This window comes from Fulvitalea axinellae, from assembly GCF_036492835.1.
Taxonomy (GTDB): Bacteria; Bacteroidota; Bacteroidia; order Cytophagales; family Cyclobacteriaceae; genus Fulvitalea; species Fulvitalea axinellae.
On the sequence record NZ_AP025314.1, the window covers coordinates 2,123,628 to 2,137,891 of the forward strand.

General features: G+C 48.4%; 8 protein-coding genes. All 8 read left to right on the top strand.

Translation table 11 applies throughout. The annotated features are described in order from the left end of the window. Positions 1-59: 59 nt before the first annotated feature. The 8 genes from AABK39_RS08435 to AABK39_RS08470 all read left to right on the top strand — a co-directional run bounded on the left by AABK39_RS08435 (position 60) and on the right by AABK39_RS08470 (position 14,249). The gene (locus AABK39_RS08435) at positions 60-2,105 is read left to right on the top strand and encodes a transketolase family protein (protein ID WP_338394487.1); all 2,046 of its coding nucleotides are present in this window, start codon (positions 60-62) and stop codon (positions 2,103-2,105) included. A 200-nt stretch (positions 2,106-2,305) separates the two neighbouring features. Beyond that, the gene (locus AABK39_RS08440; RefSeq protein WP_338394488.1) at positions 2,306-3,760 is read left to right on the top strand and encodes a DUF5723 family protein; all 1,455 of its coding nucleotides are present in this window, start codon (positions 2,306-2,308) and stop codon (positions 3,758-3,760) included. A gap of 311 nt (positions 3,761-4,071) precedes the next feature. Then, on the top strand, positions 4,072-5,526 hold the full coding sequence (locus tag AABK39_RS08445) for a 4Fe-4S dicluster domain-containing protein (protein WP_338394489.1): 1,455 nt from the start codon (positions 4,072-4,074) through the stop codon (positions 5,524-5,526). Continuing rightward, on the top strand, positions 5,523-6,059 hold the full coding sequence (locus AABK39_RS08450) for an NADH-quinone oxidoreductase subunit J family protein (RefSeq protein WP_338394490.1): 537 nt from the start codon (positions 5,523-5,525) through the stop codon (positions 6,057-6,059). Before AABK39_RS08445 ends, AABK39_RS08450 begins: the two co-directional genes overlap by 4 nt. Positions 6,060-6,070: 11 nt before the next feature. Beyond that, complete coding sequence (locus AABK39_RS08455; RefSeq protein ID WP_338394491.1) at positions 6,071-7,171, top strand: complex I subunit 1/NuoH family protein; 1,101 nt, start codon at positions 6,071-6,073, stop codon at positions 7,169-7,171. Positions 7,172-7,180: 9 nt separating this feature from the next. Then, positions 7,181-7,480, top strand: a complete 300-nt coding sequence (gene nuoK / locus AABK39_RS08460; protein WP_338394492.1) for an NADH-quinone oxidoreductase subunit NuoK — start codon at positions 7,181-7,183, stop codon at positions 7,478-7,480. 79 nt (positions 7,481-7,559) lie between these two features. Continuing rightward, complete coding sequence (locus AABK39_RS08465; protein ID WP_338394493.1) at positions 7,560-9,833, top strand: NADH-quinone oxidoreductase subunit 5 family protein; 2,274 nt, start codon at positions 7,560-7,562, stop codon at positions 9,831-9,833. Between the two features lie 321 nt (positions 9,834-10,154). Further along, a complete protein-coding gene (locus AABK39_RS08470; protein ID WP_338394494.1) occupies positions 10,155-14,249 on the top strand; it encodes a hybrid sensor histidine kinase/response regulator transcription factor in 4,095 nt (1,364 codons plus the stop codon). The last annotated feature ends 15 nt before the right edge of the window (positions 14,250-14,264 follow it).

The window sequence follows — 14,264 nt, forward strand, 5'->3', positions numbered from 1 at the left end:
GGCGCTATCCTATTATATTTGCCCTCGATTGTCTCGTACGTACACAGATTAAAGATAAAATGAGCAACTCGGTGACGAACAAAGCTGCGGATAATATCCGTATCCTTTCCGCAGCTATGGTAGAACGCGCGAAATCAGGCCACCCTGGTGGTGCTATGGGCGGAGCGGACTTTGTGAATATCCTTTATACGGAATTCTTGAAGTATGACCCGAACGACCCGAAATGGATCAACCGTGACCGTTTCTTCATGGACCCGGGACATATGTCTCCAATGTTGTACTCTGTACTTCATATGGCAGGGTTCTACAAAATGGAGGACTTGGAGAACTTCCGCCAGTGGGGAAGCCCGACTCCGGGACACCCTGAGGTTGACTTCGACCGCGGTGTGGAAAACACTTCTGGTCCTTTGGGGCAGGGCCACACAATGGCTGTGGGCGCCGCTATCGCCGAACGTTTTTTGGCCGCGCGCTTCGGAGACTGGATGTCGCACGATATCTACGCGTTTATCTCTGACGGAGGTATCCAGGAAGAAATTGCCCAAGGCGCCGGACGTATCGCCGGACACTTGGGATTGAGCAACTTGGTGATGTTCTACGACGCCAACGACATTCAGCTTTCTACTACGGTAGGCGAGGTGACTGGCGAGGACACGGCCGCCAAATACGAGGCATGGGGATGGAAAGTCGTTACAATTGACGGAAACGACGCCGACCAGATCCGCGAAGCCCTCAAGCAGTCGCAGGCTGAGACCGAAAAGCCTTTCCTTATCATCGGTAAGACGATTATGGGTAAAGGAGCCGTTACCGAAAGCGGCGAAAGCTTTGAGAAAATGGTTTCTACCCACGGGCAGCCATTGTCTAACGCCGGAGCGTCTTTTGCCAAAACAGTTGAAAATCTCGGTGGCGACGGAGAGAATCCTTTTCGCGTATTTGACGAGGTTAAGGACTTGTACGCTTCACGCAAAGCCGAACTCGCAGCTTATGCGGCCGACAAAAAGGCCGAACACGAAGCTTGGAGTAAAGCTAATCCTGAATTGTCGGCCAAACTTGACGGTTTCTTCTCAGGAAAAGCTCCGGAAGTGGATTACGATTTGATCGAGCAAAAGCTTGGCGTTGCTACGCGCGCGGCTTCGGCTACTGTGTTGGGCGTTTTGGCCGAGCAGGTAGAGAACATGATCGTTTCTTCGGCCGACTTGAGCAACAGTGACAAGACTGACGCTTTCCTAAAGAAAACAAAAGCTTTGGAAAAAGGCGATTTCTCAGGAGCGTTCTTGCAGGCCGGTGTTTGTGAGCTTACTATGGCTTCAATCGCCAACGGTATGGCCCTTCATGGTGGAGTTATTCCTGCGGTAGGTACATTCTTCGTGTTCTCTGACTACATGAAGCCAGCCGTTCGTCTGTCGGCTTTGATGGAACTCCCTGTTAAATATATCTGGACACACGACGCCTTCCGCGTAGGCGAGGACGGACCTACTCACCAGCCGGTAGAGCAGGAAGCCCAGATCCGTTTGATGGAGAAATTGAAAAACCACTCGCACAAGATGAGCCTCTTGGCGCTTCGTCCGGCCGACGCTGACGAAACAACAGTGGCTTGGAGAATGGCGATGGAAAATATCGATACTCCTTCGGCCCTTATTTTCTCTCGTCAGAACATTCAGGCTTTGCCTAGCATGAATGAGGGCGTAAGCCGTTACGAAGAGTCCAAGCAAGCCGAAAAAGGTGCTTACATCGTACAGAAGGACGCTGAGGACGTTGATTTGGTGATGGTGGCCAGTGGCTCTGAAGTCGCTACTTTGATCGCTGGCGCCGAGTTGTTGCGCAAAGACGGAGTTAAAGTACAGATCGTTTCGGCTCCTTCCGAAGGTCTTTTCCGTACTCAGGACAAAGCTTACCAGTTGGAAGTAATCCCTGCCGGCAAGCCTGTATTCGGATTGACCGCTGGACTTCCTGTTACATTGGAAGGCTTGGTAGGGCCGTTCGGTAAAGCTATCGGTCTTGATCATTTCGGATTCTCAGCTCCTGCCGGTGTGCTTGACGAGAAATTCGGATTTACCGGAGAAAACGTTTACAAGGAAGCGACAGCATTCTTGAGCGAATCGAAATAATTCCTGCTAAATATACCGGGAACACAAAATAAAAGAGACATTCTCATAGGAGTTTGTCTCTTTTTGTATGTAACCTAGCCAGAATTTTCCGTTAACCTTTACATTAGGGGCTCGCTCCGTTTACTGTAAATCGATTTTTTATAATATTGTCGATTTGAGTTTTATAGAATAGTGTTGGTTTTTGGGAAATTTAGTGGTGTATGCGCAGTATTCTCGTTTTTGTTTTTGTATCGGTCTGTTTTTTTGGGGCTCAAGCCCAAACTTATCCCGGGTTTAAGCACGATAACCGAAGCGGTGCTTACGGAACACTTTATCAGCCCGCGTCGTTGGTTCATTCGCCTTATCGTTACGATATCGGATTTTTGTCGGTAAGCGCTGAGGGAACAAACAATATTTATGGTATTAACAGGAAAACAGCGTTCCTGAATTTCAACTTCAATAATCTTGATGCGGAAAGGGTTAAAGCCGACGGGCCCTTGAGGGCGTTCGTGTCTTCGGAAGTGAATGCTCTTGCGATTATGTATAAGCTAAATCCCCGTTTGGCCTTCAGTATAATGCCCAGAGTCCGAATGGCGACAAGTTTGACCGGACTTGACCCGAAGTTTTTCGAATATGCCGAAGAGGGTTTTGAGCTGACGGAAGAAAGTAACGTTTCGATGCAAGACCGGGCGAATCTCGCTTCGGCTGTTTGGAAAGAGTTTGCCATTACGTTTTCATATTTACTGAAAAACGACCGTTACAATAGGGTGTCGGTAGGTGCGGGACTGAAAGTTTTGAGCTCTGTCGGGGGAGCGTACGCACAACTGAATGAGGCCGAATTCGGACTGGATGCGGCAAACAGGGAATTTGTAGGGGATTTTTCGGGACGATATGGAGTCTCTAAAAATCTGGAAGATCTGGATAACCTTGACGAAGCTTTTAAACAATCCGGGCAGTTGAGTTTAGGACTTGATCTTGGCATTCGCCTTGAAAAACCGCTTAAGGTCAACAGCTGTATTCCTTATCAGAAATTACAGAAGAGAATGTTCCGGCCGAGAATTGCGCCGTATAGGCTTAGGCTTGATGTTTCTTTGCTTGATTTCGGGCGATTGGCTTTTGACGGGAGTGACGGTAACGGCGAGCTGAACGGGTTGTTGATTCCGGATGGAAATCCGGTGTATATCTCGCTTGATGATAAGCTGAAGGGAGTCGATAATATTCCGGAATTGTCAGATTCGTTGGCTACCGTTTTTAATGTGGCGAAGCGTGGAGGACGATTTACGATGTCATTGCCCACGACCTTCAATATTGGAGCGGATTGGAACCTGATGAGCGGGTTTTACGCCCACTTGGGCTTGACCCTTGACGCTTCGGCTTTGACCTTGGCCGATTTCCGTATCAAAACCCCAATGCGTCTCACCGTTTCCCCAAGATGGGAGAGCAGTCTTTTCAGCGTTTACCTGCCTGCTACTATCGATCAGTATAGCGATGTTACTATGGGTTTGGGTTGTAGGTTTGGTCCCGTATTTTTTGGCGTTAACGATATATTGCCGGTTTTGGCGAAAAACGAGGTTCGTTCTGAGGGCTTCTATTTTGGATTGAAGACTTTTTTCATGCCTAAGAAAGACAAAGACCCCTCCGTGATAGAATGTCCGGGGGGAAGGCTCAAAAAGTAAAATTGGCCAAGAGGCATTTCTTGCGATGACTTTTGTCATAAAAAGGAAAAAATGCTCACTTCGTAAAAAACAGACTATTCTGTTGGATAAAGTGTAATCGAGGAGTAAGTTTGCCTGTCATAAGGGTACTTTTAAAGCCCTTTGGTTACGGCTGTGCGCAATGCCTTGAGCGTTAGGCTTTCGGACAAAATCGGGAAACCGGTTGTTCGCTGTTTAGCGTAATTGGGGCTTTGCGGTTATTCGGGAAAGGATATTTCCGGAAACCGGATAATGAGAGGCTCCATTAGCCGATAGACTTTAAACACGGACGATTGAAAGGAGCGAATAACACATATTTCGGGAATGTGGCGGAAACTGTCCGCACGCTTTGGCGTGGTTTGGAGCTGACCTGGAAACACTTTTGGGACGCTAGGCATCGCCATGGAAACGAGGGAGTGGACCAACCGGAATATTTTGAGCAGGACAAGGGTAGGGTTACCCTGAATTATCCGCGTGAGGTGTTGCCGGTGCCGGAAGTTGGGCGCTATAAGCTTGACTGTGAAATAGACGATTGTATCGTATGTGACAAATGCGCCAAGATATGTCCCGTTGACTGTATCGAGATAGAGGCCGTGCGCTCATCCGAGATTATCAGGACGGCATCCGATGGTTCGCCTGTGCGTCTGCATGCTGCCAAGTTCAATATCGATATGGCCAAGTGCATGTTCTGCGGGCTGTGTACTACGGTTTGTCCGACGGAGTGCCTCACGATGACTCCAGAATACGATTACTCCGCTTTCGATTTTGACGAACATAATTTTGCGTTTGCGACAATGACTCCTATTGAGATCATCAAAGCGAAAGAGAAATGGGAGGCGGACAAAGCGTCGAAAGAAAAAGCGAAAAAGGCGATTGGTTCGGCTACAGCGAAACCGAAAATGCCGGTTAGAAAACCAGTGGAAGAAACTGGAGGGGAAGCAAAACCTAAACCTACTTTCAAACCGAGAGTGAAGGCTTCGGTAGCGAAGCCCGTGACGAAACCGACGGAGAATAAACAGGAGAGTGAAGCTGAGGCCAAACCGAAACCGGTATTCCGTCCAAGAGTAGCGAAACCAGTTGTGAAGAAAACAACGGCTACTGAGGATTCGTCGGAAGAGAAAAAAGCGACGAAACTGGTAATAAGGCCTAAAGTAGCGAAGCCGGTTATTCGGAAAAAAGAGGAAGAAAGCGCTGAGACGGAATCAACCAAGTCTGCAACGGCCAAGAAGCCTGTAATAAAACCGAGGATACCTTCCAAGCCAGTTATTCGGAAGAAAACGACAGACGCTGAAACGGCTGATACCGAAGAGGCCAAGTTGTCAACGTCCAAGAGGCCGGTGATGAAGCCGAAGATTCCATCAAGACCTGTAATTCCAAAGAAGACAGGCGAAGGGGAAACGACCAAAGCGGAACCGGCGGGATCTGAAGAAGCGAAACCGTCAACGTTCAAGAAGCCGGTTATGAAACCGAAAATTCCTTCGAGGCCAGTTATCCCAAAGAAACCGATAGAAGGTGAAACGGCGAAAACAAATGCGTCCGAATCAGAGGAAGCGAAACCGTCAACGTCCAAAAAGCCGGTGATAAAACCGAAGATCCCTGCAAGGCCTGTAATTCCTAAAAAACCGACGGAAGGAAAAGCTGATCAATCCGAGAAGTCGGAAGCGGGAGATAAGCCCACAAAGGCTAAAAAGCCTGTAATGAGACCAAAAATACCGATACGAAAACCTAAAGACGACAGCGGGGAATGAGTGCGGAATTGACGATAAAGGTATTATTCTATGTATTCGCCGGAATAGCGATACTGTCGGCCGGGGCGATCGTCTTTATGAAAGACGTATTGCGCGCGGCCTTTCTGCTGGTGCTGACATTTTTGTCCATCGCAGGCGTTTACGTGCTGTTGCGCGCCGATTTTATCGCCGTGGCCCAAATCATGATTTACGTCGGCGGTATTCTGATTTTGATGGTTTTCGGCGTAATGCTGACCAATAGGGTGGGAGGCGACCGTATCTTGAGCGGTACCAAGTACCGGAAAACTAGCTTGGCTATAGGCGTCGCCGTATTTTATATTCTGGCCAAAGTCATTTACATCTCAAAATTCAGCTTGGGAAGCGGGCTGGCCAACGACGCCGAACCGATGAAAGACGGAAGCCTTGTCGTAATCGGCAAATCCATAATGACCGATTATGTTTTGCCCTTCGAATTGGCGGGCGTATTACTGTTAGTGGCCTTGATCGGCGCCAGTTTTCTGGCGGCAAAGAGCGCCGAAAACAATAACGCCTAAATCAGAATCCAATGACTACGTTTATATTCTATTTGCCCTTTATTCTGCTTTTTGCCTTGGCCGGGGTTTATATCGAAAGGAAAGTCTCCGCCTTTATGCAAGACAGGGTAGGCCCCTTGGAAACGGGATATTGGGGATTGTTACAAACCTTGGCCGATATTCTTAAGCTGATCCAGAAAGAGGATATCCAAGCCAAATCCACCGATAAGATTTTGTTCTCCTTGGCGCCAATCATAGTGATGAGTGCCGTTATCGCCGGATTTTCCGTTTTTCCTATTACACCCGGTTGGGCGGGGTCGGCTACGGAGACGGGAGTTTTCTTTATGCTGGCGATTGTTTCTTTGGATGTGGTCGGTATTCTCATGGCCGGTTGGGGGAGTAACAGTAAGTTTTCCTTGTTCGGAGCTTTACGTTCTGTTGCCCAGATTATCAGTTATGAAATTCCGCTTACGTTAAGCGTTTTGGCGGTTTTGGTTATAAGCCAGACATTGGATATGCAGGAAATTTCCTTTCAGCAAGGCCCTTTTCTCAAGCATATCTCCACTGACCTAGATACGAATTACCTTTTCGGGATAAAAGCCCTTGGGGTGGATGTAACCGATATTGGAGGGATTTTGACTTGGAATATATTTCGGTCGCCTGTGTTGCTGGTGGCTTTTCTTATTTTCTATATATCTGGCTTGGCCGAATGTAACCGAGCGCCGTTCGATTTGCCGGAATCGGAATCCGAGCTTATCGCCGGATTCCATACCGAATACAGCGGTGTCCGTTTCGCCATCCTGATGCTGTCGGAATACGCCATGATGTTGCTTATTTCGGTTGCTGCTACGGTGTTGTTCTTGGGAAGCTGGAATAGCCCTTTGCCCAATATCGGCTCGGTTCGTCTTTGGGACTGGACAATGGGCGAGCCCGGAACTATTGTCAGCCACGTTTGGGGAATCTTCTGGATTACATCCAAAGCGATCTTTATAGTCTTTACCCAGATGTGGGTACGCTGGACATATCCGCGTTTGAGAATCGACCAGCTGATGAGTCTCGGGTGGAAATATTTGACGCCTTTGTCGCTGATAGTTTTGTTTATCGCTACCGTTTGGCGTTTGTTAATGATTTAAAAGGTGCCGATGATACCATTGGAACACATACTCTTGCTAAGCGCTGTCCTGTTTTGTATTGGGCTGACGATTATTATTTCGAAGAAAAACGCCATCATGGTGTTGATGGGAGTGGAGCTTTTGCTGAACGCCGCCAATATCAACCTAATCGCTTTCAGCGGGGGAGACAAAGGCTTGAACGGGCAGATGTTCTCCCTGTTCGTTATCGTAGTGGCCGCCGCGGAGGTAGCCGTGGCGCTGGCAATCGTAATGCAGGCGTATAAATACTTTAGGCATTCGGACGTGACCGATATGGATCACCTCAACTGAATGCTTTTTTTCTGATTTTGAAATTGAAAAACGGCTTTCTTTTATCCGTAAAGTCGTTTTCGAAATATAGTCTCAAGTTATGGACGTAAGAGCGTTGACGGGAGAGTTGGCTTTGGATTCGGTAACGGGTCTGGCTTTGGTGACCATGTTGTTGCCGTTGATTTCCTTTGTCGTGATTTCGTTGTTTAAGACAAAACTGGCGAAACGCGCCGACTTGATCGGGGTTCATTTGCAAGGCCTTTCGTTTTTGGGAGTGCTTTGGATCTTTTTTCAGGTTTGGGGACGCGAGGCTCATCATGCTCGTTGGCTTTGGTTCGAAGTGGGAACGGGGGATTGGCTGTATCGCTTTACGGCCGGCGTCTTGGCCGACGACGAATCCGTTCTCCTTGCGGGAGTCGTGACCTTGGTTTCTTTTCTGGTTCACTTGTTTTCGGTGAACTATATGAAAGACGACACACATTACGCCCGGTATTTCTCGCTTTTGGGGCTTTTTACTTTCTCCATGCTGGGGATTGTTTATTCCGATAACCTGTTGTTGCTGTTTATATTCTGGGAGCTTGTTGGTTTTTCAAGCTATTTGCTTATCGGCTTTTGGTTTCAGCGGAGTTCCGCGGCCCGGGCCTCTCGCAAGGCCTTCCTTACCAACAGGGTGGGCGACGCCGGTTTTCTGCTGGGGCTTTCCGTTATTTTCGCATATTTCGGCACCTTTGATTTACAGGCGCTTGTGGCTATGGCCAAGTCCGCGTTTTTGTCGGACGGCACATGGGTGCTCGAACTTCAAAACGGCGAAGCGTTTAGGCGTTTGGCCGTTTCCCCGTTTTGGATGACAGTTGCCGGATTGGGGCTCTTTTGCGGAACAATCGGCAAGTCGGCCCAATTTCCGCTTCAGGTTTGGTTGCCCGACGCCATGAAAGGCCCGACTCCCGTGTCGGCGCTTATCCACGCCGCGACTATGGTTGCCGCCGGAGTTTATTTGTTAGTGAGAATATTTCCGCTACTAAGTGTTGACGTACTCGACGTTATTGCCATTATCGGTGGGATTACGGCGTTTATGAGTGCCTTTGCGGCGCTTTCGCAAAACGATATTAAGAAAGTGTTGGCCTTCTCTACCAGCTCACAGTTGGGCTTTATGGTAATGGGAATGGGAGTTGGGGCGTATGACGCCGCGTATTTCCATTTAGTAACGCACGCTTTCTTTAAGGCGGGCCTTTTCCTGTCTGCGGGAGCCATAATCCGCGCTTTGCACCAAGTGGAGGTTCGGTTGAAATCGGAAGGACATATTTTGCATTTTGATGCGAACGATATGCGGTATATGGGCGGTTTGAGGAAAAAAATGCCTTTTGTTTTTGCCGCTTATGTAGTCACCTCCGCCTCGCTGATGGGTATTCCGTTCTTCTCCGGCTTTTTGTCTAAAGACGCCATTCTGACGGAAACGTTGGCTTGGGCCGCGTTTCGTTCACAGTCCGGTGGGCCGGTATTCTTTCTTATTCCCGTCTTGGGCTTCGTTTCCGCCATGCTTACCAGCGTGTACATGGGACGCCAGATTTTGTTGATTTTCTTCGGCGATTTTCGTTTGGAACGTCACCATCCCGAAGTTCAGGGTGTTTTGAGAAAAGTACAGGGGCCGCACTGGAAAAAGAAAGTGCCGTTGTTTGTCCTTTCCTTGTTATCTATAGGCTTTCTGTTTTCCCTAAACCCGTTTGTCGCCAGTAAAGGTTGGTTATCGGGACATTTTAGTGTGCCTGGCGCCGCATTTCCATTCGGTGGTCCGAAGTGGTTGGAAGAGGGGGCGATTCTGGAAAACCTGATAAGGCGGTTCCATATGGTTACCACCGTCGGATCCGTTTTGTTGGTGTCGTTGGGCTTGGCTTTGGCGTATTATGCGTTTAGGCCGGGCGGAAAGTATAGCGCCAACTATTATAATATGAAAGATCCGTCAAAAGGCTGGCGGAAGATGTCGTTGCTTAACTGGCGTTTGGATGATCTTTACAAAAAAGCAGTACTGGAACCCGGGTTGCGTTTTGCCGATTTGTGCTATAAGTTTGATAAGGCTGTGATTGACGGAGTGGTCAGAAGTACTGCGCCTGCCACTTTGTTTACATCCAAGGTCTCGGCCGGATTAGATCGGGCAATTGACAAAGTTGTCGATGGTTTCGGTGTAGGCAACGTTATCATCGCCCATGTCTTGGCTTTCTTTGACCGTATGTTTGTAGACGGCTTTATAGATGGCTTAGCCAAGCTGACGGTATTTACGGGCAGGTTTATGAAAAAAAGACAGGGAAAAAATATCCAGAGTTATCTAATAGTCGCTTTGGCGTTATGCTTGGCCCTGTTGGCCATATTACTTTTTTGAAATCTATTGGTATAGAAGAAGACAGGAGGATTCTTTGAATGATATCAAAGAGTCTTCTTTTTTTCAAAAGGATTCGTTTAAAAACGAGTTGGAATGTCTTCAAAGTTCCCTCTATGTTGTGTCCAAACGGAAAGTCTTTGTAAATTATGTTTCCGAACGGAAGCGTTCTCGGTAAGATTTAGCGAAATGGTATTTTTAGCAACTACGTCGTGACCGAGCGTCTCTCTGATTTAGGTCAGTTTGTTCCGGTCAGAATCCGGTCCGAAATAGAACGGGCCCTTTCTGGTTTTTGCGCTTTTTCAAGATAGACATTCTATTGTGATGAGAATATTAGGAGGATTTATTGCGCTGATAGTCGCTACGGTAGGAGCGTATGCGAATAGTTTGGTGAGCGATCAGGAGCGGATCCGAAGCCTTACGATTGAGGAGGGGTTGCCCGACAACTATGTGACCAGCGTTTTTCAGGACAGCAGGGGCTTTATGTGGGTAGGGACGGAAGCCGGTTTTGGCCGGTTTGACGGATATAATCTGGCCCGTTATTCGAAAGCGAACATTCCGAACCAATTTGTAACAGCGCTGGGCGAGGACCAATCGGGGAATATTTTTGTCGGAACGGTAAAAGGCCTTGGCGTACTGAATCCGGTCCGGCAATCGGGACAGGGTTTTTTCAAGAATAAGAATGTTATAGGGATCGGCAGATGGAATAAGGGAATGTACGTGGCCTTTGATGACGAGGTTCGTATGGTCTCTTATAGTAAAGACACTCTCCAAACCACCTTGGTAATAAGCGCTTACCGCAAAAACGTGCTGATTGAAAAAGTAGGGAAAGACCAAAGCGGGAGATTCTGGATATTGTACAATGACGGCTTGTTCGAATTGTTCGATAAAAAAGGCAAGCGTTCATTTTCGTTTAACGTAACGGAACATATAGAGGAAAAAGCTCCGCTGACAGCGGCCAGCCTTTACGGCAAAAGCTTATGGTTCGGTACAGAGAACGGCACTTTGCAAAAGTTCTCGCTCGATGCCCGAAAGCGCAGATATCAGGTTGAGTTTGTCGAAGCGGAACATGTTGTGGACAAGCCGTTGACGGTTTTGAAAATGACGGACAGCTTGGGCGTTTGGGTCGGAACCCAAGGTGCCGGGTTATTAAAGCAGGAGGCCGACAGCCTTTGGGCTCAGGTAGATTTCCCCGAACACGGAACGTTCAAAAGTTCGGAACTGAGAATATCCGATATCCGCCTGAGTGATTCTGGCGAAGCTTGGGTGGCCACTATGGGCCGTGGCGTATTGCTGGTTTCGAAAGTGAGAAGATATTATCGCCACTTGGATGTAAACGGAATCGGAGGTTTGAGAAACTCTTCCGTGAACTCCATTTTGCATGATCATAAAGGAAACGTGTGGGCTGGGCATAGGAACGGCGCCGGTTTGGCTTGGATCGAAGGCGGGGTTCCGCCCGAAGACCAGGAAATGGGCGCTGTCAAATATTTCGAGACCCGGAACAAGACTTTATTATCCGGTCGGGTAGGAAGTGTGGTGCTGGATAGGGCCGGCGACGTTTGGGTTGCCACTTGGGACGGTGTCTCCCGATTCTATTATCCAGAAGGAAGCAAAGAACCTGTACTGAGAAGGCATTACAAGAACACTAAAAAGCAAAAGTTATTGCCCGATAACCGTTGCCATTCGCTGTTTTTCGATAGAAGAACGGGCGATTTGTGGCTCGGGACTTACAAAGGTCCGGGAAGATATAGCGCCGAAACCGACAGCTTTGTTTTCGGCGAAGCCTTGGGCCGTGAATCCGAAAGCGTTCTAGGGAAAGATATTTTTCAGATCAAAAAAGACGCCTCCGACAATATGTGGTTCTCCACCCGTTGGAACGGCCTTTACCTTTATGATAAAAAGCAGGACTCCACGTATTATTTCGCAAGGTCAAATACTTCGGAAAGAGGCCTTGAGGCCAATGTCGTAAGGCATCTTATAGAAGACCGGAACGGAGCCATCTGGGCCGGTACCGGAAATGGCTTGTATAAATTCAACGCCAAAAAGCGTACGTTTAAGAGAATCGACAAGCGCGAGTGGGGGATGGATAACCAAGTAAACGCCATCGCCGAAGACTGGAACGGAATTTTGTGGTTGGGTACGCGCGACGGCGTGACGGCACTGGACAAGGCTGGAAAAAACGTTCGTGTCATTAATTTTGAGGAAGGGCAAAACGTAAACTATATCCCGAATACTGCGGTCAGTAATTTTGGCGGAGGCCAATTGCTGTTCGGAACGAAAAGGGGAATGATCGCTTTGGATCCCGAACTTTTTCAGACCAAGGGCAAAGACTTGCCTGTTTATATCGTGAATTTCAAGGTGTTGAATAAAGCCCTGAGACCGGTAGCCGGAAAAAAAGGCGAGAGCCGAATCAGCAAACCGATCGAGTTTTGCAAAGAAGTGCGACTTCCAAACAGGGATAATGTTTTCAATATCGAATTCGCCGCATTGTCATACGCCAATCCGGAGAGAGTTCGATATGCGTATATCCTAGAGGGCGCCGACAAAAGCTGGCGCTATACTGTAGGGAAAAACAGGGAAGTGGCTTATACGCACCTGCCTGCCGGCGAATATATGTTCAGGGTAAAAGCCACCGACCAAAGTGGGCACTGGGGAGCGAAAGAGGCGAGACTGAAGGTCGTGATTCTTCCGCCTTTGTGGCAGACTTGGTGGGCGTATTTGCTTTACGCGTTCTTCGCTTTGCTGATTGCGATGGCTTGGAAGAATATGCTGATCCGTGATGTAGAGAAGAAAACCGAACGCGAGCGTAAGGACAAGGAAAGGGCTCAGGAGCGTAAGCTCAGCGAAATGAAGCTCCGTTTCTTCACAGACCTTTCGCATGAGCTGAGAACACCTTTGACTTTGATCGTCGGGCCGATGAAGCAGGTGCTCAAAGGTAATATTGGCGAAGATAGCCGTCCGATGTTGTCGATGGTGAACAAAAATGCCGAAGTTCTGCTCAAGCTGATCAACCAGATGCTCGAATTCCGCTCGATGGCCGAAAAGAGTAAACGGCTCAGGGTTTCCGAATCCGATGCCGTTGGATTCTTGAGAAATATCTACGGAGCCTTTACCGGTATGGCCACCCAAAAGAATATCACTTTTGAATTCTTTGCGCCCAAGAAGATGAACGTTTGCTTCGATAAGGAAAAAGTCGAGCGGATTGTCTACAACCTATTGTCCAACGCCTTGAAGTATACGCCCGAAGGCGGTAAGGTATCGCTGTCGTTGACACAGGAGAAGGACGAGATGCGAATCATCGTTAGCGATACGGGTATAGGTATCCCGGCCGAAAAGCTGGAGAATATTTACGGCAGGTTCTTCAGGGCGGTTGACAGTGACGGAGAAGCGGAACAAACCGGTAGCGGAATCGGATTGGCCTTGACTTACGATCTTGTAAGTCTTCATTTGGGAACAATCGACGCTGAGAGCGAAGTCGGTAAAGGAACGTCCTTTACGGTTCAATTGCCTACGAATGCGGGAAGCTATCCGAAAGAGTCTTTAGTGGAGCCAACCGAAAGCCAGCCGGATTCGGAGCCTGTGGTTACTGTGGAAGAGCAAGAGGATTCGGAACACTTTCAGGAAAAGAAACAGGAGAAACCGCTGGTGTTGGTTGCCGAAGACAATCAGCAACTCAGGGGATATATTACCAAATCGTTGAAAGGCGAGTTCCGCGTGCTGGAGGCCGAAAACGGCAAGATAGCGCTGGATATAGCCAGAGAAAAGAGTCCGGAGCTGATTCTTTCAGACGTGATGATGCCGGAAATGGACGGAAACGAACTGTGCGCCGAGATAAAATCGGATGCGGACACCTCACATATTCCGGTGGTGTTGCTGACCGCTTACGATACCCGCAGCGATCGTCTCAAAGGCTTTGACAGCGGAGCGGACGATTATGTGGCCAAACCTTTCGACGAGGACGTATTGGTTGTGAAATTGAGAAACTTGGTTGAGACGCGAAGGAATTTCCGTAAGCGTTTCCTCAAAGACTTGGATTGGCAACCGGAGGAAGAGCAGAAGAACTTGTCGTTTGACGATAGATTCTTGGGCAACGCGATCGGTGTGGTGACGAAGAATCTTTCCGATACGGATTTCAGCGTGGAGAAAATGGCGGGAGAACTTGGCGTTAGCCGAAGCCATCTGCACGTTAAACTGAAAGCTTTGACCGGAGAGTCCGCAAGTAGGTTTATCAGGGTTATCAGACTCAAAGAAGCGGCGCGTCAGTTGGCCCAAGGTGTTGATAACGTAAGCCAAATAGCTTACAGGACAGGGTTTAATTCTCCGGCGTATTTCACGAAGTGTTTCAGGGAGCATTTCGGAGTGACTCCAAAAGAATATATGCAGGACCCCGCAAGTGTACAGCCGCAAGAGGCGGAGTAACCATCTGTAAGGAAG

Coding starts and splice junctions, on each gene's coding strand:
- AABK39_RS08435 (WP_338394487.1), top strand. CDS start 60: ATGAGCAACTCGGTGACGAACAAAGCTGCGGATAATATCCGTATCCTT.
- AABK39_RS08440 (WP_338394488.1), top strand. CDS start 2,306: ATGCGCAGTATTCTCGTTTTTGTTTTTGTATCGGTCTGTTTTTTTGGG.
- AABK39_RS08450 (WP_338394490.1), top strand. CDS start 5,523: ATGAGTGCGGAATTGACGATAAAGGTATTATTCTATGTATTCGCCGGA.
- AABK39_RS08455 (WP_338394491.1), top strand. CDS start 6,071: ATGACTACGTTTATATTCTATTTGCCCTTTATTCTGCTTTTTGCCTTG.
- nuoK (WP_338394492.1), top strand. CDS start 7,181: ATGATACCATTGGAACACATACTCTTGCTAAGCGCTGTCCTGTTTTGT.
- AABK39_RS08465 (WP_338394493.1), top strand. CDS start 7,560: ATGGACGTAAGAGCGTTGACGGGAGAGTTGGCTTTGGATTCGGTAACG.
- AABK39_RS08470 (WP_338394494.1), top strand. CDS start 10,155: ATGAGAATATTAGGAGGATTTATTGCGCTGATAGTCGCTACGGTAGGA.